This window comes from Synechococcus sp. A15-44, assembly GCF_014280115.1.
Taxonomy (GTDB): domain Bacteria; phylum Cyanobacteriota; class Cyanobacteriia; order PCC-6307; family Cyanobiaceae; genus Parasynechococcus.
This window is the reverse complement of the sequence record NZ_CP047938.1, coordinates 2,135,741-2,153,268: the sequence shown is the minus strand read 5'-3', so window position 1 is coordinate 2,153,268 and position 17,528 is coordinate 2,135,741. Positions and strand designations below refer to the sequence as shown.

Here is a 17,528-nt window from a genome sequence, read left to right as displayed (position 1 = left end):
CGGATCCGGTCACGACCAAACTAATTCACTATTTGAGTGTATTTTAACTGATATTTGCCTGGCGAACCCCTTCATTGTTTTAAAGGAACTGTTCTGTGAAGATCCTCATCTACGGGCTCAACTTCAAGCCAGAGCCCGTGGGAATTGGCAAATACACAGGTGAATGGGCGCGTTGGCTCACTTCGCGCGGTCATCAAGTTCGTGTGATCACGGCACCTCCCTACTTCCCGCAATGGCGGGTGCAGCCCAGCCATCGCAATGCCTATGCCACTGAACAGCACGATGGCCTGTTCGTGCAGCGCTGCCCCCTCTGGGTGCCGCGCCGGCCCAGTGGCCTCACCAGACTCCTGCATCTCGCCAGCTTTGCCCTCTCCAGCCTTGTGCCCCTGCTCGCGCAGCGGGCTTGGCGGCCGGATGTGGTGATCACCGTGGCCCCGGCGTTTTTTTGCGCACCCGGAGCCCTGTTGTTGCGCCGCGTGGTGGGCCGGCCATGCATCAGCTGGTTGCATATCCAGGATTTTGAACTGGATGCTGCCTTCGAGCTTGGCTTGCTCAAGGGGAGTTGGTTGCGTGCACTCGCCGAGGGCTGGGAGCGGCGCACCCTGCAGGCCTTCTCGGTGGTGAGCAGCATCAGCACCGCCATGGTGCAAAAACTGGGTACCAAAGGTGTGCCCGCCAGCCGCAGCCAGCTCCTCCCCAACTGGGTGGATCTCAAGGCCATTCAGCCCCAACGCGGTGCCGCCCGTAGCGCCAACAGCTACCGCCAGGAGCTCGGTATCAGTCCTGATCAGATCGTGCTCCTCTACTCGGGCTCGATGAACAAGAAGCAGGGCCTGGAGATGCTCGCTGAGGTGATCCACCGCCTCAGCGCTCAGCCCAACCTGGTGTGGCTCCTCGCCGGTGAAGGCCCCACAAAGGCGGAGCTCATCCAAGCCACTGCCGGTCTGCCCCAGGTGCGCCACCTGCCGCTGCAGCCAGCAGCACGGATGGACGACTGGCTGAATGCCGCAGACATCCATCTGCTTCCTCAGAAAGCCGGCGCCGCTGATCTTGTGCTCCCCTCCAAACTTCTGGGTATTCTCGCCAGCGGCCGCCCTCTTGTAGCCAGTTCACCGGAGGGCAGTGAATTGGCGTTGCTGGCTGGCCAGGCCGGGCGCTGTGTACCACCAGGTGATGCCGCAGCCTTTGCGGATGCCTTGCGGGAGTTGATCGAAAACGCCGAGCTGCGCGCCCAATGCGGCCGTTTGGCTCGTCAGCTGGCGGAGGAGCACTTCGGCCAAGACGCCGTGTTGAAGCGCTTTGAGCAGCAGCTGCTTGATGAACATCTCAGGCGTCAGCTGAGAACCCGTTGATCACTGCTGGATCAAACAGATCCTCGCGCAGTTGGCCGCCTCGCCCGCCGATTGTGCTCTCAGGTGTTCAAACGCTTCAGAGCGAGTGCTCAACGCTGTTCGATCAGTGCGATGATGCACTGCACCAGCGGTTGACCCGAATACAGCGCTTGCGTTTGTAAACCGCGAGCACAGCTTGGCAGTTGTTTGGCGATCCCCGCGAGGCGCTTTTTCGTCTGTGCTCCAGACAACCCTGCTGCTTTGGCCAATTGCTCCCAGTGGCGCGCCTGCTCCTCGGAGAAGCGGACTTTGCTGCCCACCTGCATGGCCATTTTGTCGGTGAGCGTGGGATACACCGCTGTGCAAAGCAGGACGTAAAGCGGAGCCAGGATTCCTCGCTGCTGTTGATAAAGAATCGAGAAATTCTTGGCGTGGGCGTCGTGATGACCAATCAATGCATTGAAGATCACGGCATCCAAAAGACGGATCACGTCCGGAGCGCTGGGCCTGGTTGCTCAGCGCAACAGTGAGAAGCAGGCCTGCAAATCAGGTCCACCCTCATTACCGCTGTGCTCCAGCCCGTGCGCAGATGCGCTTCATCACCGAGCCGATCGGCAATCAGCCCTGCATCGAGCTCTGGGGCAGCGAGCGCTCCTTGATTGATCGTCAGGCAAACGCATGCACGATCTGCTGCTCAGCGCTCTCGTCCTGCTGTGCTCAGCCCCCTGCTGCATCTGAGCTCGCCCAATGCGTATTGATTGGGCGAGCTCTCCACCGAAGCCCTTGGGGTGCTGGGTGGGATCAGCGCTGTTCCTCCAGGTAGCGCCGCAGGTGCGCTGGAAGCACGTGCTCCAGCGCCTGCCCGCGAGCCATCCAGGCCGTCGCCACGATTTCCAGCTGATCAGGATTGAGCGGTGGCGGTTGATCAGTTGGCTCGCCAGCAGCCGGCCATGGCAGGGAAAAGATCGTCACCGTGTTGCGTCCTCCCGCTTGGTGCTCGGTGAGCGTCCAGGGCTTCTGCAGCCAGCTGCTTGGCACGGTCAGCCCCAGTTCCTCCTGCAGTTCTCGAACGGCTGCTTGGGCTGCCGTTTCGCCAAGCCGCAACCCGCCGCCCGGTAGGCCATAGCCGTGCCGGTAGCTGGTCTGCACGAGCAGCAGTTGCTCATGCCACCAGATCGCCACCAGCGCCCCATGCGTGTGCGGGCGTCGCACCAGACGGTAGAGCTCATAAGCCCAGGCAGCCACACGCATCAGCCCCAGGCGCCGCACCCAGCGTTTGAGCGAGCTGCTACACATCGCGATGGCTCCACTCCGCTCGGATTCCCTCATCCTCACTGGCGCCGCCTCGATCGCCACACGGCCGTTGCTGAACGCCCTCCTGCGTCGCCGCTTTGCTGCCGTGCAGCTGTGCGCCGAGCTGCCGGAGCTCGCCGATCTCCAGACCCATCTCTCGGCCTGGTGCACAGCCCAGGGCTTGCCAACCGTGCTTCGGTGGCTTGCCGAAGAGCCCGAGAGCAGCTTCGTGGCGCCGATGTTGCCCCCCGGCTGGCTGATTCACGGCAACACCTGCCGCGCCGAAGCCCTGCTGCAGCGCAACGTGTGCACCGCCGTGCGCCGCAACATCCGCGCCACCGCCCAGCGCCTGGAGACGCTGCCCGATTGCGGTGTCCACCTTGTGTTGCTCAGCAGCCACCAGGCGGCGCACCGATCCGGCATCGCCGGCTCCACTCTCGCCGCCGCCGAAGCCCTGGTTGAGGCCTGGAGTGCGAGCCATCCCGCTGCCTGCGTGCAGGTGTGGCGGCTCCCGGCTGCCTTCGATGCCGAGCAAGTGTTGGCCCCCGAGCTCAACGCAGCCTGGCAGCGCGAAGGCCTGGCCGAAGCGTTTGTGGATGCCCTGGTCGCTGCCCAGCCGAGCGTCTGGTGCGGCGGGAGCTGGAGGGGTTGTGGGGGTTATGAGAAGGAATTTGCAGCTGGAGAGACAGCCAAATGCTCTTTCCTGTGTTCGAAGTATGCGTCTATACCCATATGCCGCTACCGCGTGATGCTGGCCATGGCTTCGGTTTGGGGGTTGTTGTCGGCGTTTGCCCCTGCTCCATGGATATGTGCATTGACTTCCTGGTTGCCCGACTTGCCATTCTGTGCAGTCTGTTCAGAATTCACGCGGGCCCAAGGCTCCGCTTCTGTTCCGCGCCACCGCTCGCGAGTTGTTCCGGCTGTAGCCCGTGAGGTCGCCGTGGCGCCTTGAGTGGTCCGCTGAAGGCGGCCCAGGTGTGGTTCCGGCGGAACGAGCTGGCGGCCGCGAGTGCAAGCTCCGTCGACTTCTCTCGACTGGCTTCGGTGACACGTTCGACGCAGCCGAGCGACAAGAATCAGTTCAGCTTCTGGCTGCGACTGGCCCATCCACTCCATCCCAGCTTTCAGGCTGCCAGCCTGTGGTTGCTGCCAGCGGTGTTGCTGGTTGGCCTGCCGCTGCTTGCCCTCACCGGGCAAGACAAAGCCCTCACGCGCTACGTGGGTGCGTGATCTGCTCCTGTTGCTGCGTTCGGTAACGCCGGAGCCCAGCTCGCCGCGGCACTGCGCCTGGCTGACAACCACCAGATCGCCGACTGTCTCGATCCCAGGAGCTGCGTGAGATCCAGGATCAGCTTGATCAGGTGCTGCTGGCAATCCCGTCAATGCCTCGCAGCGAACGGCGCCGCATCGTCGCTGAGTTGCAGCGCCAGGCGATCCCGGTGTTGCAAATTCCCTCGGTCGATGACCTCACCTCCGGTCGGGCTCGCATTGATGCACTCCGCCCCGTCGCCATTGAAGACCTGCTTGGCCGTGATCCCGTGCCGCCCGTGCCGGAGCTTCTTGGTCCTGGTCTGCGGGATGCAGTGGTGTGCGTCACCGGTGCCGGTGGCTCGATCGGCTCTGAGCTCTGCCTCCAGATCCTGCAACTGAGCCCCAGCATCTTGATACTGCTCGAAAGCAGTGAACCTTCGCTCTGTGCAGTTGAGCAGGAACTGCGCCAGCAACTGCCTGCCTCGGTGGAGTTGGTGCCAGTGCTCGGCAGCGCCGCTGATCCGGCGCTGGTGCAACGGCTGTTTGCAGACCATGGCGTGCAGACCGTGTTTCATGCCGCCGCCTACAAGCACGTTCCCTTGGTGGAATCGAACCCGCTGGCGGGCCTCGCCAACAACGTGAATTCCACGCGGGTGGTTTGCCAAGCCGCCGTCGCAGCCGGAGTCAGCGAACTGGTGCTGATCTCCACCGACAAAGCGGTGCGTCCCACCAATGTGATGGGTGCCAGCAAACGCCTGGCTGAGCTGGTGGTGCAGGCCTTAGAGCTGGAGCTTTCTCATGGCGCCGAGGGTGCTGCCCAGCCCCGCACCCGTGTGGCGATGGTGCGTTTTGGCAATGTGTTGGGATCGTCGGGCTCGGTGGTGCCGCTGTTCCGTAAACAGATTGCCGCAGGTGGCCCAATCACCCTCATCCACCCGGAGATCATCCGCTGCTTCATGACGATCCCTGAGGCGGCTCAACTTGTGCTCCAGGCCGCCACCCTTGCTTAGGGGGGTGATGTGTTTTTGTTGGATATGGGTGAGCCGGTGAGGATCAAAAGCCTGGCCGAACAGATGCTGCGCCTGAGCGGACTGTCACTTCGCGATGCTCAGAACCCAAACGGAGATACTGAAATTGTTTGTACTGGTCTTCGGCCGGGTGAAAAGTTGTATGAGGAGTTGTTGATCCAAGCTGAATCGCAGCCCACGAAACACTCTTTGATTTTTAGAGCGACTGAGCGCTCACTGCATCCACAAGACCTTTGGCCTCGATTGGATCAACTGGAGGAGGCACTCAAGATTCAAAATCCAGGGAAGGCTCTTGACATTCCTTCTGAGCTCGTTCCTGAGTGGAAAAAAGCCCAGAATTAACGCTCTGCAGGACGGGTTATGTTTTTGAGTGACGATCAAAGCGCTGTGCTGTTGCGATCACCGGTACGAATTCGTACCACAGATTCAACGGAGCTGATGAAGATCTTGCCGTCTCCGATTTCGCCGGTCCGTGCGGCATCGGCGATGGCTTTGACAACATCGTCCACCCGTTCGTCATCGACGACGACGTCGATCTTCAATTTCTGCAGGAACTCCACAGTGAATTCTGAGCCGCGATAACGCTCGACCTGTCCTTTCTGCCGCCCGAAGCCGCGAACCTCGCTGACGGTCATGCCGATGATGCCGGCTTCAACGAGGGCGACCTTGACGTCTTCCAGCTTGAACGGACGGATGACGGCCTCAACCTTTTTCATGGGGTGTGGTGTGTCCTGTGAACAGAATGCCGCGGACTGGGGCCTGAGGCGTGTTTGCCGTTACAGAAGGCGCCTGTTGCCTAAGGTCGTTTCTGGCTTGATCGACCCGCTTGACCCACCCGCAGACCCAGACACCGCTCTACGGCGAGCGTGCCATCGCTGAGGCGGAACTGATCTGTTTCGACAACCCCCGGCCTGGCCGCCCCTATGAGGTGTCGATCGAGCTGCCGGAATTCACCTGCAAGTGCCCCTTCTCCGGCTACCCCGATTTCGCGGTGCTGCGCCTGAATTACCAACCCGGGCCCCGGGTGGTGGAGCTCAAGGCGATCAAGCTGTATGTGAACAGCTACCGCGACCAGTCGATCTCCCATGAAGAGGTGACCAATCGCATCCTTGATGATCTGGTGGCGGCCACCGATCCGGTGTGGATGCAGCTGGAAGCTGACTTCAACCCCCGCGGCAATGTCCACACCGTGGTGCGGGTCAGTCACGGCACCCGTCAGCCCTGCTGAAGGAATGAAGAGGTCCTCTTACACTGTCAAGGAGGTAAGGCGAAAGGAGGTTGGCTGGTGGAGTTGGCGACGTTGACTGCCAAAGGGCAGGTCACCATCCCCAAGGCTGTGCGGGAGGCTTTAGGAATGAAGCGTGGTGACCTCGTGAGTTGGGAGCTTGACAAGGAGTCAGTAAGGCTGAGAGTTGTACCGGCTATCGACCACGTTTATCTGAAGGGTGTGCAAGCTGGGCTGACGGAATGGGGCAGTGAGGCCGATGAAGAAGCCTTTGCTGGCTTGTGAGGATCGCCCAGTCGTTTGAGCTCGTCCGTGTTCCTTTTCCGTTCACCGACCGGCAAGCCACCAAGCGCAGACCAGCTTTGGTGATCTCGCGGCCAATGTTTCAGCAACACAGTGGGCATTTGTTGCTGGCGATGGTGACCAGTGCAAAACACAGTCAATGGCCCTCTGATTGGCCCATCGAGGATCTTCAGGCCGCAGGATTGCCTCAGGCTTGTGTTGTGCGCTTCAAGCTTTTCAGCCTCGATCAGAGCTTGTTGCTTGGTTCTCTTGGGCAGTTGTCGACACGAGATCAGCGCGGTGTCTTGAGCCGCTTGGACGCTGTGGCAGCGCTTCGTCCACCTGACTGATCGTGTCGTCACTCCTTTGGGGGGTGTTGGCCCTGGTCTCCCTGGCGATCGATGTCGGCCAGCGTTGAAAGCCTGTAATGTCTGCGTCCAGCTTCGGCCAGGTGTGCTGAAGCTGCTCAATCAGGCGTTGGATGGGTTCCAGCCGCAGCTCATCGGCATAGAGATTGCGCACGAGGTGCCGGAATCGCAGGTACTCCTGTAGCTCCACTTGTGTGGCGTCGTTCAGCACCGCCGGCCGGGTGTCCCTGGCCATCGCCATGCGTTCCAACAGCCTCCGGTGCCAGCCTTCACCTTGAGCTGGTGTGCCTCCGTTCACGACACGGCTGATCAGCAGCAGCATGCGCTCCACGCCGGTGTAGAAGCTGTGCAGACGCAGGGCAGAGGCTTCAACAGCATCGGCTGAATGCTCCAATCGCTGGCCGAGATTGCTCAAGCCAGAGACCAACTTGTGCAGGCGAGAGCATTCGCGGCTCAGGTCATCGCGCAGTTCCAATAGATCGGCGGCTTGCATGAGGGCATTGGTGGGGTGTGGTTCTACAAGGTTTGGCTTTTGCGCAGCAGCCGTTGGACCAGATCATCGCTGAGATCTTCCCGTCGTTTCAGGTCCACTGGCAAGGGTCCGGCGCCTTCTGCGAGGGCGATGGCATCCAGCAACGCCGCCGGCGGCAGTCCGTCCACCAGCAGGTCGAGATCGGAATGGCTGCGGAAGCGATCATCGAGAACGGAACCGAACAGATGCACGGCGCGAATCTGCGACCATCTCTTGCGCATCGCTGCAGCCGCCTTGGCGCCCTGAGCAAAGCCTTCTTGGCGTCTCTTCTCCAGTTGCTCGCGATCCGCCGCGAAGCGTTGCCTCCAATACTCCTGGGCGTGAAGGGTCATGGGTTCGCTCCGTGATCAGGCATCCGGGCCCTGATCCAGAGCCTTGAGCATGGTCAACACCTCACGGGCCGTGGCCAGGGCCTGATCAGCTTCTTCTGGATCAAACAGCTCCGACGGTGGAGTGGCATCCATCGGGTAGTGGGATTGAATCGCCATGCGGCTGAGGCTGCGTAAGGGGAGGGCCTCAAGTGCTCGCGTGTCTAGACCGTTCTGCTGCAGCCGACTCACCAGATCGTTCAGCACATGGGTGTGGGGCGGCTCCTCGCCCAGTTCCAGCAGGACGCTTTTCAACCCCTTTTCTGCAGCTTGCGAGGCGTAATAACAAGCCTGGGCCAGGAATCCGTTGTCTCGCGCCAGTTGCGCCAACGCCAGGTCGTTCTCGGCCTGGCGTAGCCAGGCGTTGGGGCGGGCATTCATGACCTGGCCTCCAGCAGAGGCTGGGCATCCCGAGCGACATGCCGCCAGTTCACCGAGGGATGGTTCGGCAAGTTGTGCCAGGCCTCCTGGTCGAGGCCGATCACGTCCTGGGCGAGTCCACCATCGAGCAGTTGATCCGCCCAGCGCTCGGCTTCCCCTTTGGAGTCGGCAACCACCAGCAGATCGGTGTCCGAGAGGCCGTCCCCATCCCCACGGGCCCGTGAGCCGAACAGGTAGATGTGTTGCTTCAGTTCCGTGAGCCACTGGGCATGACGGCGCTGACGCAGGTCCTGAAAGCTTGTCATGGGCTTGTGTTGGCTCCTGCTTCGATGGCTTGGCGGAGCTGGTCCGCCAACAGCTGGATCTCCTCCACAATTCTGGCCCGACTGACGGGCAGCTTGAAGTCGCCGTCCTGGTCGCGCGCGTCCACCGCAAACGGTTGCAGGACCAGCAGCAGCTCGTTGAGCTCGAGATTGGCCTCACTGGCGAGCAGGTCGAGTTCGTGGCTGCGGGGAGGCTCGCCGTCAGCAAGGACGATCCAACACTTCAACAGCTTTTCGACGGCCTGCTGTGCCGTGAAGCCCCAGTCTTCGGCTGGGAACTGCTCGTCCGGGCCGAAGTTCAGGCTGCGCAGGTGACGCTCCACAATCCGCAGCAGCAGCTGGGCGTCCTCAGAGGGAGGCATACAGCACCACCCCGTGGCGGGCCACGTCCTTCATCACGTGCCAGCGGGAGCCGGCCAACCGTGCGGCATCGGCTTGTCCCTACAACACCAGATCAACGCCACAGCCCAGGGGGCCGATGGCGTTTCGGTAGGTGCGCCAGCGCTCCGTGCGCTGCTGGCTGGTGAGCTCCGCCTCTTGGCAGATCACAGCCAGATCGAGATCGGAATCAGCCCGTGCAGTGCCCTGGGCCCGTGACCCGAACAGGACCACGGCCCCCACTCCGTCACAGACGATAAGGCGTTGAAGACCTTGCTTCAGCAGCTCGATGTCCATGCCGTCTCCGAGCTGTTTGGGCAACGCCAAAGACCTTGACTTGGTCCAGGGCAGAGCAACGGTGGAGAAGGAGTGAGCCACATCCTGATTGTGAGGCAGGGCAGCAGCTGTTGCTGGAATTGGTTTCGTTTCAAGCCAGGTCCAGCCAGGCGCGCAGGGCAAGATCCAGGGAGCTGAGACGTTCGGGGTCCAGAACGCCAACCACCGCACCAATGCTGGTGGTCGGCACGGTGAACAGTTTGTCGGCCATCAGTTGGGACGCTTTCTTCAATCCGTTCCTCGGATTTGGACTGACCGGGATACGCACCAGCGGGGCATCCAGCAGAGTGCTGGTCAGAGGGCAGAGCGTGACGCTGGGATGTCCTTGCAGCCAACGGTTGGCTTGCACCACCACGGCTGGTCTTGGTTTGCCGGAATACACCCCTGTCGCGGCCACGGTCACGATCAGCCCGCGCTGCAGTACGACGGCGCTCATGCTGTCCAGTCACTCCAGTCCGGCACTTGGTCGCACCAGTCCGTCTGATGGGCATGCTCAGCAATCAGAGTCGACTGCCGCAGGGCTTCATCGTTTTTGCCGAACCGCTGCACGTACTGGGCGATGGCGTCGCGCACGCAGGCACTGCGACTTTTTCCCATGCGTTCTGCCAATTGATCCAGTTGCTCTTCAAGTTCAGGCTCGACACGAACACCAATGGCCATGGCTTCAAGTGTTCAACAATTCGTTCAACACTTTAGCTCGGTTTGATCGACTGAGGGCTTTCATGGTCTTCGCTGACCACCACCCGCTGCAGCAGAAGCGGCAACTCCTGCGCAAAAGCCGCCAGGTTGCGGTTGCACAGGCCACCCACATGCAGCTGGCCATCACCGGCCACTGCCCACAGCTGACGGGTCGCCACCAGGCTGAGGCCGCCCCCCAGCAGCAGCACGCCAAAACCCAGGTACACCAGCGGCACACCGGGGTCCCGCTTGAGCAGCAGTCCGCTGGCCGGCAGCACCGAGGCCACCCGCAGCGGCAGCCCCTTCACCTCTTCGGCCGGGCCACCGGGTCGCAACAGCGTGAGTGCTGAGCCATCGGTGTCGTACACCGACACCGGGCCCTGTTCACTCTCCAGGCTGAGGAACACCGGCTCGCTGCCGTCTGGGCGGGTGGGCAGCACCAGTCCCCACAACTGATCCCCCAGCTTCGGGTAGGTCTGCAGCGGCAGTTGCAATTCCGGGCTGCGGCCGATCTGCACGCCGATCGCCGCCAGGGCCCAGTCCGCCTGATAGATCGTGATGCCGCGGTGCCGCAGCGGATGGTTGACGCTGATCTCTTCAGGTGTCTCGCTGTCGCTGAGGGCCAGCAGTGAGCGGAACTGTTCGGGCCGGCCGGCGGGGTCGCGCTCGATCTGGAAGTCCTGCAGGGTGATCGACAGCTGGCTGTCGCCGCTGGGGCTGAGCAGATCCAGGGTGCGATTAGGTGCCAGAAACCGCTCGAGTCGATTGCCGGCCAGGGCACCCCAGACCGCCCCCAGCATCAGCAGCACCATCCCGGTGTGCACCAGCAGCGGTCCAACCTGGCCCATCACTCCCCTGCGGGCTGCCAGACGGTTGGGGCCTGGTTTCAATTCCCAGCCCTGCCGCTGCAGCACCGCCGAGAGTTGAGTGAGGCCCGCATCCGCATCAGGGCAGGCAATGGTTTCGGCGATCGCCAATTTGCTGAGTTGCCGTGGGGTGCGGTAATCGATCCGGCGCCGTGCCGCCTGCAGTGCAGGCCATTGCCGCCGCCAGCTGCAGAGGATCAGAGCCAGCCCCAGCCAGGCCAGCAGGCCTAGAAACCAGCCGCTGGAATACACATGGTCCAGCTGCAGCTGCAGCACCTGCTCGCCGTGGAGCAGCCCCAACCAGGGGGTATCCGCATAAGCCTCCAGGTAGCTGGCAGGGGGATCGCCCTGGGGAATCGCCGTGCCCACGGCACTGGCCAGGGCAATCAGCAGCAGCAGCACGATCGCGACCCGCAGGTCAGACAGCCACACCAGCAGGCGCTTCATCGGTTCAGGCCCAACGCGCCAGCAGGGTCAGCACACCGCTGGTGAGCAGCACCACGCCACTGCTTGGCGGCACCCAACGGCCAACCGAGCGCAGCGCGAGGAGTTTGGGAACGCTGGCGGCGAAGGTCCCCGCCAGCAGCAGCGGCAGCACCTGACCAACCCCGAAGCAGCTCACCAGCATCGAAGCCCGCGGTCAGGAGCTGTCGGTGCAGATCGATGCCGATGGGCGCTCCTGGGCCCTGATGGTGGATCTGCTGCAGCGCTACGACCTGACGGCCGACTGGGATGGCGATCAACGCCGGGTGCTGATTGCGGCAAGCGATGTGGCCCCCACCTACCGGGACGATGCCGTGCAGGCGGCGGTGGGCTGGCCCCTGGTGGAGATGGCCTTGCAGGGCGGCCAGGCGCCGGTGATCCTCACCGGCATCCTGCGACCATCGCCCGACGGGGATCGAGCCTGGTGCCGGGTGCTGGAGTTCGCCGAGGAATTCGGCATCAGCGTCAGCTTTGAACCGTTGGTGCTGGGGGAACGGCGCGGAGGCTGAGGTTCAGTCGTAGAAACGCTTGCCGTCCACCCGTTTGATCGCATTGCGCCGTGCGTTGCGGCGGCTGTACTCGCTCACGGTTGGATTGGCCGCCGTGGGATCCACATGGGCCACCTGTTCCCAGAGATCCCGGGGTGCCCAGCGCACCGTATGGGCGACCCGGTCGTGCTTGATCACGTGGCACCAGTGGCTGTTGCCGCATTTGGGGCAGTACAGCTCTTCGAGCCATTCGTTGCTCAACACCAGCACCGGGTAGGCGTTGATGATCATTTGCGCTTTTTTGGCAGCCATGCCCCGCTGCTGCAGCTGTTCCGGCTGCAGCAGATGCAGGTAGTACTTCTTGCCGTCGCCCTGGATCTGTTGATCCGGATGGGCCGGACAGAACAACTCCCGCTTCTTGGGGCGCCGGTTGCGGCGTGCACCTGTTGATGCCCTCATCAGCTAGACGGGGTACGCAAACATTCCATTGTCCCACTGCCGATCTGGATCGCCATCCTGGAGGCAGCTGCCGAGCCTGCCCATGGCCGCTGTGATTTACCTCCACTGGACGGCGACCGGCTACAACTGGATTCGGCCCGGCCACTACCACTCGATCATTGGCGGTGACGGCCGCGTCCACCGGCTGCATGCCTACAGCGTGGATCTGCCGGCCCACACCTACGGCCGCAACCGCAGCAGCGTCGCCCTCTCCTGCGCCTGCATGGGTGGCATCCCCGATCCCTGGACCCAGCCGCCCACCACGGCTCAGCTCAACAGCCTCTGCGCAGAAACCGCATCCATCGCTCGAGATTGGGGGTGGCGTGAGGCCGACATCACCATCCAATCGGTGATGACCCATGCCGAGGCTGCCTCCAACCGCGATGGCCGCTGGATGCACGACAACTACGGCCCCGTGATCTGGGGCGGCACGGGGGAACGCTGGGATCTTCTTCAGCTGGAGAAGGGTGGCCCCAACGATGGGGGAGACCAGTTGCGCGAGCGCATTCGTGCGCTGCTGCGCGGGGATCCGCCACCTTCTCTTGCACAGCCTCTTGAACAGCGGTTGGTCTTCAAGGGGGAGACCACGATTCAGGCCCGCGGCGCTGATCTGCGCGTCCAGATCGATGGGCAGGGCCGCTCCTGGGCTCTGGTGGCTGAACTGCTCGAGCGCTACGAGATTCCCCACGTATGGGATGCCAGCCGCCGTCGCATCCTGATCGGTGCCCTGGATGTGACGCCCACCTATCGCGATGACGCCGTGCAGGCTTCAGTCGGCTGGCCCTTGGTGGAACTCTCCCTGCAGACGGGCAGTGCGCCGGTGATACTCAGCGGCATTCTCCGCCCGGGGGGCGACGGGGATCGGGCCTGGTGCCGGGTGCTGGAATTCGCCGAGGAGTTTGGGATTTCGGTGGCCTTTGATCCGTTGGTGCTGGCTGAGCGCCGGGGCGGTTGAGGCCGATCTCTTGTGTTGCTCCGGCTTGGTGATTGGTGTGGCGTCGCGCAGCCAGTTCAGAATGATTCGATGAATCGTTCGTTGGATTGGTTGCATCAAGCCCAGGCAGACTTGGCCCAGGCCAGCCTCAGCGCTGAGGCCGGCCACCATGAATGGGCCTGCTTGGCCTCCCATCAAGCTGATGACAAGGCGTTGAAGGCCCTGCATCTTCAGCAGGGGCAGCAAAGCTGGGGGCACGGCTTGGGGAGCTCCTATCGAGAGCTGCCGCCAGCAGTGATTGAGCAGTTGGCCGCAGCAGTGACGGACCTGGAAGACCGCTTGCGGGTGCTCGATGCCCTGTACATCCCCACGCGCTATCCAGATAGCCTGCCGGAAGGTGCCCCCACCGACCACTTCGGACGCCTGCAAAGTTCAGACGCCATCAGCCATGCCCGTGCGCTCGTTGAAGCAATCCGTCTGGCGCTGGCCAGCCCCTGAGCAGGTGCTCACGGACGTTCAGGCTTGGGCGCAGCAGCAGCAACAGCGCGTTCCAAGCTTGCAGCGGCTGGGTGTGTTCGGCAGTTATGGGCGCGGCACCGCTGCCTTCGGCAGCGACCTCGATTTGATCTTGGTGGATGCTGAGGCAAGTGGAGGCTAAGTCGAGCGCCTGCAGCCATGGCCGTTGGCTGAGCTCCCTCTCAGTTGTGATGCCCTGGTGCTCACGCCTGCTGAGCTGGAGCAACGCTTGAACGACGGTTCTCGCATGGCGATGGAGCTCAAGAGCGACTTGCGCTGGCTGCTCTGAAGCTTCCATGGCCTACTGGCTCAGCAAACTCCTCCCCCTGGCTCTGTTGCCGCTCGGTCTCAGCTTGATCCTGCTGTTGGTGGGCTTGATCGGCCGTTGGCGCTGGCCCGTGATCACTGCGGGCCTGATGCTCTGGTTTTTTTCACTGGGTCTGGTGAGCCAGAGCCTCTGGCGGTGGCTGGAGGTTCCCTGGCAACGCCGCATGGCGATGGATGCTCCTCAGGCCGATGCCATCGTCGTGCTCAGCGGCGGCCGCCATCCCGCTCCCGGTCCTGCGCGCTTCAGCGAGTGGCACGATCCTGATCGCTTCCTCGCTGGCGTCGACTTGTTCCGCGCCGGCAAGGCACCACGCTTGCTGTTCACCGGCGGTGCCAGCCCGTTCAGTCCCGGCCAGCACCCAGAGGGGCAGCACTACCTCCAGGAAGCCGCATTGCTCGGCGTGCCTGAAGCTGCCATGGCCAGCACGCCGCCGGTGGTGAATACGGCAGAGGAAGCCAGGGCTATTCGTCGGCTGCTGCCGGCCAGCCAATCCCGTGTGCTGCTGGTCACCAGCGCCTTTCACATGCGCCGCTCCCAGCGACTGTTTGAGCGCCAGGGATTGCAGGTGCTGCCGTTCCCCGTGGACTTTCAGGCCCGTGGCCGCTGGGCCGGTCCGCTTTGGCGCGACCCCACCCAGTGGCTGCCCAGTGCCAGGGCCCTCGACCACAGTTCCCGCGCCCTGCGGGAACTGTTGGGGCGACTGGTCGATCGGGCCTGGTGAGCTAGGACCTCAGAGGGCAGTGCTATCACGGTCGCCGGTGCGGATGCGCACCACAGATTCCACGGGGCTGATGAAGATCTTGCCGTCACCGATTTCACCGGTGCGGGCAGCATCAGCGATCGACTTGACCACCTCTTCAACGCGGTCGTCCTCGACCACCACTTCGATCTTGAGCTTCTGCAGGAATTCCACCGTGAATTCAGAGCCGCGGTAGCGCTCCACCTGACCTTTCTGGCGGCCGAAGCCCCGCACTTCGCTTACGGTCATGCCGATGATGCCGGCTTCCACCAGCGCCACTTTCACGTCTTCCAGCTTGAAAGGACGAATGATCGCTTCGACCTTTTTCATGGGGGTGACCTGATCTGCACTTAAGGATGCCGCGGTTCTCTGAGCCGTGCGTGGCCGCTGTTACAGAACGCTGCCGAAGCTTGACTTCTTAAGGTCACCCCTCAGAACTGGCCCCTCCAGCCCTTGACCCAGACTCCTCTTTACGGCGAGCGCGCCATCGCTGAAGCCGAGCTGATCTGCTTTGACAACCCCCGGCCTGGCCGCCCCTATGAGGTGTCGATCGAGCTGCCGGAATTCACCTGCAAATGCCCCTTCTCCGGCTATCCCGATTTCGCGGTGCTGCGCCTGATTTACCAACCCGGGCCGCGGGTGGTGGAGCTCAAGGCGATCAAGCTGTATGTGAACAGCTACCGCGAGCAGTCGATCTCCCATGAGGAGGTGACCAACCGCATCCTCGATGACCTGGTGGCGGCCACGGATCCCGTGTGGATGCAGCTGGAAGCCGATTTCAACCCCCGCGGCAATGTGCACACCGTGGTGCGGTTGAGTCACGGCACCCGTCAGCCCTGCTGATCGAGGGCCTCAAGGATGTCGAGCACGTCAGCCGCTGTTGCCAGCGCCTGTTCGGCATCCGCCGGGTCAAACAGGTCGGATGGTGGCGTTGCGTCCAGGGGGTAGCGCGACTGGATCGCCATCCGACTGAGCCCCCTTAAAGGAAGCGTTTTGAGTTGAGCGGTGTTGAGCCCGTTATCACCCAAGCGTTGCACCAGATCGTTGAGCACGTGGGTGTGGGGTGGTTCGATCCCGAGCTCCAGCAAGGCTCCTTTCAGCCCCTTTTCAGCGGCTTGTAAGGCGAAGTAGCAACTCTGGGCCAGGAAACCGTTGTCTTTGGCCAAATGAGCCAGCGCGAGATCGTTGTGGGCTTGACGCAACCAGGCATCCGGACGGGAATTCATTGCGGCTCCTCCAGTAGTGGTTGTGCATCACGGGCCACGCCCCGCCAGATGGCCGAAGGATGGGCTGGCAGTTCCATCCAGGCCTCGTGATCCATGCCGATCACGTCCTGGGCCAGGCCGCGGTCCAACAGCAGGTTCACCCAAAGCTCCGCATCGGATTTGCAAGCTCCCACCACCAGTAGATCGGTATCCGACAGCCCATCCCAGTCGCCCCGGGCCCGTGAACCAAACAGGTAGATCTGCTCCGGGTGGGGCCTGCTTTCTTGGCTCAGTAATTCTTGGAGCTGCCGTTTTAGCTCGGCCAGCCAGGCCCCGTGGCGGTGTTGGCGCAGCTGGCGGAAGCTCGTCATCCCACGGTCGATGCAGAGCCATTCTGCGTTGAATTGCGAGTGACCACCACCCGCTCCAGTAGTTCCGGCAATTCGGTGGCGAAAGCGGCGAGGTTGCGGTTGCAGAGGCCACCCACGCTGAGGGTTCCATCGGCTGCGATGGCCCACAGCTGCCGGGTGGCCACCAGGCTCAACCCACCGCCCACCAGCAGCACTGCGAAGCCCAGATACACCAGCGGTACTCCTGGATCCCGTTTGAGCAAAAGTCCGCTGGCCGGCAGCACCGCATCCACCCGCATCGGCAAGCCCTTTACCTCCGCGGCGGGACCACCCGGTCGCAGTCGGGCCAGTTGCTGGCCGTCGGCATCAAACACTGTGGCAGGTCCCTGTTCGCTCTCCAGGCTCAGAAACACCGGTTCGGTTCCATCGGGGCGTGTCGGTAGCACCAGGCCCCAGATCTGATCACCCAGCTCCGGATAGGTCTGTAGCGGCAGCTCCAGCACGGGGCTACGCCCGATCTGCAGGCTGATCGTCGCCAGTGACCAATCCGCCTGATAAATCGTGATGCCGCGGTGCCGCAGCGGGTGATTGACGCTGATTTCGGCATCCAAGCGTTGGTTGGGTCCCTGCAACTGCAGAGCGGAGCGGAACTGTTCCGTGCGGCCCGCCGGGTCCCGATCGATCGCGAAGCGGTCCAGGGTGATCGTCAGTTGGCTGGTGCCATCGCGATCCAGTAGGTCGAGGCTGCGGCCGGGGGCCAGGAAGCGCTCCAGGCGGTTCCCCGCCAGTGCCCCCCAGGCTGCGCCAAGCATCAGCAGCACCAGGCCGGTGTGCACGAGCAAGGGCCCCACCCGGCCGATGGCGCCGCGTCGGGCCGCCAGCCGTTGTGGCTTGCGTTGCACGTCCCATCCGCCGGCCCGCAGCACCGTCTCCAGCTGCGTCAGAGCCCGGCTGGGGTCAGCGCAGGGCTGGGTTTCGGCGATGGCCAATTTGCTCAGCTGGCGTGTGGTGCGGTAGTCGATCCAGCGCCGGGCCGCCATCAGCGCTGGCCACTGACGGCGCCAACTGCAGAGGATCAGGGCGAGGCCCAGCCAGGCCAACAGGGCCAGAAACCAGCCGCTGGAATACACATGATCGAGCTGCAACTGCAGCACCTGTTCGCCGTGGAGCAGCCCCAGCCAGGGGGTATCGGCGTAGGCATCGATGTAGCTGCTGGGCGGATCCCCCTGGGGGATGCCGGTGCCCACGGCACTGGCCAGGGCAATCAGCAGCAGCAGCATGATCGCCAGCCGCAGATCGCTGAGCCAGGCCGCCAGGCGCTTCAGTGGGCCCATTCCGCTCGCCATC

General features: G+C 63.0%; 30 protein-coding genes and 2 pseudogenes. 14 read left to right on the top strand and 18 right to left on the bottom strand.

Annotated elements, in window-relative coordinates:
* Nucleotides 1–95: 95 nt before the first annotated feature.
* The gene (locus SynA1544_RS12180; RefSeq protein ID WP_186513946.1) at nt 96–1,352 is read left to right on the top strand and encodes a glycosyltransferase WbuB; all 1,257 of its coding nucleotides are present in this window, start codon (nt 96–98) and stop codon (nt 1,350–1,352) included.
* An 89-nt stretch (nt 1,353–1,441) separates the two neighbouring features.
* On the opposite strand, the gene SynA1544_RS12175 is transcribed toward SynA1544_RS12180, so the two are convergent.
* Nucleotides 1,442–1,822: a HipA domain-containing protein gene (locus SynA1544_RS12175; protein WP_255477624.1), complete on the bottom strand. Its 381-nt coding sequence runs from the start codon at nt 1,820–1,822 to the stop codon at nt 1,442–1,444.
* Between the two features lie 310 nt (nt 1,823–2,132).
* Nucleotides 2,133–2,627: an NUDIX domain-containing protein gene (locus tag SynA1544_RS12170; RefSeq protein ID WP_186513945.1), complete on the bottom strand. Its 495-nt coding sequence runs from the start codon at nt 2,625–2,627 to the stop codon at nt 2,133–2,135.
* Between the two features lie 4 nt (nt 2,628–2,631).
* Between SynA1544_RS12170 and SynA1544_RS12165 the strand changes: the two genes are divergently transcribed.
* The 3 genes and pseudogenes from SynA1544_RS12165 (at nt 2,632) to SynA1544_RS12160 (ending at nt 5,245) form a co-directional block, all read left to right on the top strand.
* Entirely contained in the window at nt 2,632–3,576 is a 945-nt protein-coding gene (locus tag SynA1544_RS12165; protein WP_186513943.1) for a hypothetical protein, read from the top strand.
* Nucleotides 3,573–3,854: a hypothetical protein gene (locus SynA1544_RS14930; RefSeq protein WP_255477623.1), complete on the top strand. Its 282-nt coding sequence runs from the start codon at nt 3,573–3,575 to the stop codon at nt 3,852–3,854. The genes SynA1544_RS12165 and SynA1544_RS14930 overlap by 4 nt, the downstream gene beginning before the upstream one ends.
* A 152-nt stretch (nt 3,855–4,006) precedes the next feature.
* Nucleotides 4,007–5,245, top strand: a pseudogene (locus SynA1544_RS12160) (UDP-N-acetylglucosamine 4,6-dehydratase family protein).
* Between the two features lie 35 nt (nt 5,246–5,280).
* On the opposite strand, the gene SynA1544_RS12155 reads toward SynA1544_RS12160, so the two are convergent.
* Nucleotides 5,281–5,619 carry a P-II family nitrogen regulator gene (locus tag SynA1544_RS12155; protein WP_186513941.1) on the bottom strand — a complete coding sequence of 113 codons (339 nt, stop codon included), beginning with the start codon at nt 5,617–5,619 and terminating at the stop codon, nt 5,281–5,283.
* Between the two features lie 110 nt (nt 5,620–5,729).
* Here SynA1544_RS12155 and queF (SynA1544_RS12150) point away from each other — a divergent pair, with 110 nt between their 5' ends.
* Genes queF (SynA1544_RS12150) through SynA1544_RS12140 form a run of 3 tightly spaced genes read left to right on the top strand, consistent with a single transcriptional unit; the run spans nt 5,730 to nt 6,760 of the window.
* The gene (queF, locus tag SynA1544_RS12150) at nt 5,730–6,131 is read left to right on the top strand and encodes a preQ(1) synthase (protein WP_186513939.1); all 402 of its coding nucleotides are present in this window, start codon (nt 5,730–5,732) and stop codon (nt 6,129–6,131) included.
* 57 nt (nt 6,132–6,188) lie between these two features.
* The gene (locus tag SynA1544_RS12145) at nt 6,189–6,413 is read left to right on the top strand and encodes an AbrB/MazE/SpoVT family DNA-binding domain-containing protein (RefSeq protein WP_186513937.1); all 225 of its coding nucleotides are present in this window, start codon (nt 6,189–6,191) and stop codon (nt 6,411–6,413) included.
* Nucleotides 6,410–6,760: a type II toxin-antitoxin system PemK/MazF family toxin gene (locus SynA1544_RS12140; RefSeq protein WP_222930155.1), complete on the top strand. Its 351-nt coding sequence runs from the start codon at nt 6,410–6,412 to the stop codon at nt 6,758–6,760. The genes SynA1544_RS12145 and SynA1544_RS12140 overlap by 4 nt, the downstream gene beginning before the upstream one ends.
* On the opposite strand, the gene SynA1544_RS12135 is transcribed toward SynA1544_RS12140, so the two are convergent.
* The 10 genes and pseudogenes from SynA1544_RS12135 to SynA1544_RS12090 all read right to left on the bottom strand — a co-directional run.
* Nucleotides 6,648–7,271 carry a hypothetical protein gene (locus SynA1544_RS12135; RefSeq protein WP_186513935.1) on the bottom strand — a complete coding sequence of 208 codons (624 nt, stop codon included), beginning with the start codon at nt 7,269–7,271 and terminating at the stop codon, nt 6,648–6,650. The two genes, SynA1544_RS12140 and SynA1544_RS12135, sit on opposite strands and share 113 nt — an antisense overlap.
* Before the next feature lie 23 nt (nt 7,272–7,294).
* A complete protein-coding gene (locus SynA1544_RS12130; protein ID WP_186513934.1) occupies nt 7,295–7,642 on the bottom strand; it encodes a nucleotidyltransferase domain-containing protein in 348 nt (115 codons plus the stop codon).
* A gap of 15 nt (nt 7,643–7,657) precedes the next feature.
* A complete protein-coding gene (locus tag SynA1544_RS12125) occupies nt 7,658–8,059 on the bottom strand; it encodes a HEPN domain-containing protein (RefSeq protein ID WP_186513933.1) in 402 nt (133 codons plus the stop codon).
* Nucleotides 8,056–8,364, bottom strand: a complete 309-nt coding sequence (locus SynA1544_RS12120; RefSeq protein ID WP_186513932.1) for a nucleotidyltransferase domain-containing protein — start codon at nt 8,362–8,364, stop codon at nt 8,056–8,058. The genes SynA1544_RS12125 and SynA1544_RS12120 overlap by 4 nt, the downstream gene beginning before the upstream one ends.
* Entirely contained in the window at nt 8,361–8,744 is a 384-nt protein-coding gene (locus tag SynA1544_RS12115) for a HEPN domain-containing protein (RefSeq protein ID WP_186513931.1), read from the bottom strand. Before SynA1544_RS12115 ends, SynA1544_RS12120 begins: the two co-directional genes overlap by 4 nt.
* Nucleotides 8,745–8,823: 79 nt before the next feature.
* Nucleotides 8,824–9,138: a nucleotidyltransferase domain-containing protein gene (locus tag SynA1544_RS12110; RefSeq protein ID WP_255477622.1), complete on the bottom strand. Its 315-nt coding sequence runs from the start codon at nt 9,136–9,138 to the stop codon at nt 8,824–8,826.
* A gap of 49 nt (nt 9,139–9,187) precedes the next feature.
* On the bottom strand, nt 9,188–9,532 hold the full coding sequence (locus SynA1544_RS12105) for a type II toxin-antitoxin system PemK/MazF family toxin (protein WP_186513930.1): 345 nt from the start codon (nt 9,530–9,532) through the stop codon (nt 9,188–9,190).
* Entirely contained in the window at nt 9,529–9,756 is a 228-nt protein-coding gene (locus SynA1544_RS12100) for a ribbon-helix-helix protein, CopG family (RefSeq protein WP_186513929.1), read from the bottom strand. Before SynA1544_RS12100 ends, SynA1544_RS12105 begins: the two co-directional genes overlap by 4 nt.
* Before the next feature lie 32 nt (nt 9,757–9,788).
* The gene (locus tag SynA1544_RS12095; RefSeq protein WP_186513928.1) at nt 9,789–11,087 is read right to left on the bottom strand and encodes a cytochrome c biogenesis protein ResB; all 1,299 of its coding nucleotides are present in this window, start codon (nt 11,085–11,087) and stop codon (nt 9,789–9,791) included.
* A 4-nt stretch (nt 11,088–11,091) separates the two neighbouring features.
* Nucleotides 11,092–11,265 (bottom strand): annotated as a pseudogene (locus tag SynA1544_RS12090) (cytochrome c biogenesis protein CcdA); the annotation flags it as partial.
* Nucleotides 11,266–11,293: 28 nt separating this feature from the next.
* Here SynA1544_RS12090 and SynA1544_RS12085 point away from each other — a divergent pair.
* Entirely contained in the window at nt 11,294–11,632 is a 339-nt protein-coding gene (locus tag SynA1544_RS12085) for a hypothetical protein (RefSeq protein ID WP_370594067.1), read from the top strand.
* 3 nt (nt 11,633–11,635) lie between these two features.
* Here the strand turns inward: SynA1544_RS12085 and SynA1544_RS12080 are convergent, their stop codons facing one another.
* A complete protein-coding gene (locus SynA1544_RS12080) occupies nt 11,636–12,070 on the bottom strand; it encodes a hypothetical protein (RefSeq protein WP_186513927.1) in 435 nt (144 codons plus the stop codon).
* Nucleotides 12,071–12,152: 82 nt separating this feature from the next.
* Between SynA1544_RS12080 and SynA1544_RS12075 the strand changes: the two genes are divergently transcribed.
* The 5 genes from SynA1544_RS12075 to SynA1544_RS12060 all read left to right on the top strand — a co-directional run bounded on the left by SynA1544_RS12075 (nt 12,153) and on the right by SynA1544_RS12060 (nt 14,608).
* Nucleotides 12,153–13,064, top strand: coding sequence for an N-acetylmuramoyl-L-alanine amidase (locus SynA1544_RS12075; protein ID WP_186513926.1), 912 nt, complete (start codon nt 12,153–12,155; stop codon nt 13,062–13,064).
* 69 nt (nt 13,065–13,133) lie between these two features.
* Nucleotides 13,134–13,541, top strand: coding sequence for a HEPN domain-containing protein (locus SynA1544_RS12070; RefSeq protein ID WP_186513924.1), 408 nt, complete (start codon nt 13,134–13,136; stop codon nt 13,539–13,541).
* Nucleotides 13,492–13,701: a nucleotidyltransferase domain-containing protein gene (locus SynA1544_RS14925; RefSeq protein WP_255477621.1), complete on the top strand. Its 210-nt coding sequence runs from the start codon at nt 13,492–13,494 to the stop codon at nt 13,699–13,701. Before SynA1544_RS12070 ends, SynA1544_RS14925 begins: the two co-directional genes overlap by 50 nt.
* A 24-nt stretch (nt 13,702–13,725) precedes the next feature.
* Nucleotides 13,726–13,848 (top strand): hypothetical protein, encoded by a 123-nt coding sequence (locus tag SynA1544_RS14920; protein ID WP_255477620.1) that lies wholly within the window; start codon nt 13,726–13,728, stop codon nt 13,846–13,848.
* Nucleotides 13,849–13,855: 7 nt separating this feature from the next.
* A complete protein-coding gene (locus SynA1544_RS12060; RefSeq protein ID WP_186513922.1) occupies nt 13,856–14,608 on the top strand; it encodes a YdcF family protein in 753 nt (250 codons plus the stop codon).
* Nucleotides 14,609–14,617: 9 nt separating this feature from the next.
* Here the strand turns inward: SynA1544_RS12060 and SynA1544_RS12055 are convergent, their stop codons facing one another.
* A complete protein-coding gene (locus SynA1544_RS12055) occupies nt 14,618–14,956 on the bottom strand; it encodes a P-II family nitrogen regulator (protein ID WP_006851285.1) in 339 nt (112 codons plus the stop codon).
* A 123-nt stretch (nt 14,957–15,079) separates the two neighbouring features.
* Here SynA1544_RS12055 and queF (SynA1544_RS12050) point away from each other — a divergent pair, with 123 nt between their 5' ends.
* Nucleotides 15,080–15,469 carry a preQ(1) synthase gene (gene queF, locus SynA1544_RS12050; RefSeq protein ID WP_186513920.1) on the top strand — a complete coding sequence of 130 codons (390 nt, stop codon included), beginning with the start codon at nt 15,080–15,082 and terminating at the stop codon, nt 15,467–15,469.
* Here the strand turns inward: queF (SynA1544_RS12050) and SynA1544_RS12045 are convergent.
* Genes SynA1544_RS12045 through SynA1544_RS12035 form a run of 3 tightly spaced genes read right to left on the bottom strand, consistent with a single transcriptional unit; the run spans nt 15,457 to nt 17,527 of the window.
* Nucleotides 15,457–15,852 (bottom strand): HEPN domain-containing protein, encoded by a 396-nt coding sequence (locus tag SynA1544_RS12045; RefSeq protein ID WP_186513918.1) that lies wholly within the window; start codon nt 15,850–15,852, stop codon nt 15,457–15,459. The genes queF (SynA1544_RS12050) and SynA1544_RS12045 overlap by 13 nt on opposite strands.
* A complete protein-coding gene (locus tag SynA1544_RS12040) occupies nt 15,849–16,202 on the bottom strand; it encodes a nucleotidyltransferase domain-containing protein (protein ID WP_186513917.1) in 354 nt (117 codons plus the stop codon). The genes SynA1544_RS12045 and SynA1544_RS12040 overlap by 4 nt, the downstream gene beginning before the upstream one ends.
* Entirely contained in the window at nt 16,199–17,527 is a 1,329-nt protein-coding gene (locus tag SynA1544_RS12035; RefSeq protein WP_255477619.1) for a cytochrome c biogenesis protein ResB, read from the bottom strand. The genes SynA1544_RS12040 and SynA1544_RS12035 overlap by 4 nt, the downstream gene beginning before the upstream one ends.
* Nucleotide 17,528 lies beyond the last annotated feature (1 nt).

Bases quoted from the DNA above. Each gene is read 5' to 3' on its own strand.
- SynA1544_RS12135 (WP_186513935.1), bottom strand. From the start codon at position 7,271: ATGCAAGCCGCCGATCTATTGGAACTGCGCGATGACCTGAGCCGCGAA.
- SynA1544_RS12130 (WP_186513934.1), bottom strand. From the start codon at position 7,642: ATGACCCTTCACGCCCAGGAGTATTGGAGGCAACGCTTCGCGGCGGAT.
- SynA1544_RS12125 (WP_186513933.1), bottom strand. From the start codon at position 8,059: ATGAATGCCCGCCCCAACGCCTGGCTACGCCAGGCCGAGAACGACCTG.
- SynA1544_RS12045 (WP_186513918.1), bottom strand. From the start codon at position 15,852: ATGAATTCCCGTCCGGATGCCTGGTTGCGTCAAGCCCACAACGATCTC.
- SynA1544_RS12075 (WP_186513926.1), top strand. From the start codon at position 12,153: ATGGCCGCTGTGATTTACCTCCACTGGACGGCGACCGGCTACAACTGG.
- SynA1544_RS12120 (WP_186513932.1), bottom strand. From the start codon at position 8,364: ATGACAAGCTTTCAGGACCTGCGTCAGCGCCGTCATGCCCAGTGGCTC.
- SynA1544_RS12115 (WP_186513931.1), bottom strand. From the start codon at position 8,744: ATGCCTCCCTCTGAGGACGCCCAGCTGCTGCTGCGGATTGTGGAGCGT.
- SynA1544_RS12060 (WP_186513922.1), top strand. From the start codon at position 13,856: ATGGCCTACTGGCTCAGCAAACTCCTCCCCCTGGCTCTGTTGCCGCTC.
- SynA1544_RS12095 (WP_186513928.1), bottom strand. From the start codon at position 11,087: ATGAAGCGCCTGCTGGTGTGGCTGTCTGACCTGCGGGTCGCGATCGTG.
- SynA1544_RS12070 (WP_186513924.1), top strand. From the start codon at position 13,134: ATGAATCGTTCGTTGGATTGGTTGCATCAAGCCCAGGCAGACTTGGCC.
- SynA1544_RS12165 (WP_186513943.1), top strand. From the start codon at position 2,632: ATGGCTCCACTCCGCTCGGATTCCCTCATCCTCACTGGCGCCGCCTCG.
- SynA1544_RS12155 (WP_186513941.1), bottom strand. From the start codon at position 5,619: ATGAAAAAGGTTGAGGCCGTCATCCGTCCGTTCAAGCTGGAAGACGTC.
- SynA1544_RS12040 (WP_186513917.1), bottom strand. From the start codon at position 16,202: ATGACGAGCTTCCGCCAGCTGCGCCAACACCGCCACGGGGCCTGGCTG.
- SynA1544_RS12055 (WP_006851285.1), bottom strand. From the start codon at position 14,956: ATGAAAAAGGTCGAAGCGATCATTCGTCCTTTCAAGCTGGAAGACGTG.
- SynA1544_RS12035 (WP_255477619.1), bottom strand. From the start codon at position 17,527: ATGGCGAGCGGAATGGGCCCACTGAAGCGCCTGGCGGCCTGGCTCAGC.
- SynA1544_RS12170 (WP_186513945.1), bottom strand. From the start codon at position 2,627: ATGTGTAGCAGCTCGCTCAAACGCTGGGTGCGGCGCCTGGGGCTGATG.
- SynA1544_RS12080 (WP_186513927.1), bottom strand. From the start codon at position 12,070: ATGAGGGCATCAACAGGTGCACGCCGCAACCGGCGCCCCAAGAAGCGG.
- SynA1544_RS12100 (WP_186513929.1), bottom strand. From the start codon at position 9,756: ATGGCCATTGGTGTTCGTGTCGAGCCTGAACTTGAAGAGCAACTGGAT.
- SynA1544_RS12105 (WP_186513930.1), bottom strand. From the start codon at position 9,532: ATGAGCGCCGTCGTACTGCAGCGCGGGCTGATCGTGACCGTGGCCGCG.
- SynA1544_RS14925 (WP_255477621.1), top strand. From the start codon at position 13,492: ATGCCCGTGCGCTCGTTGAAGCAATCCGTCTGGCGCTGGCCAGCCCCT.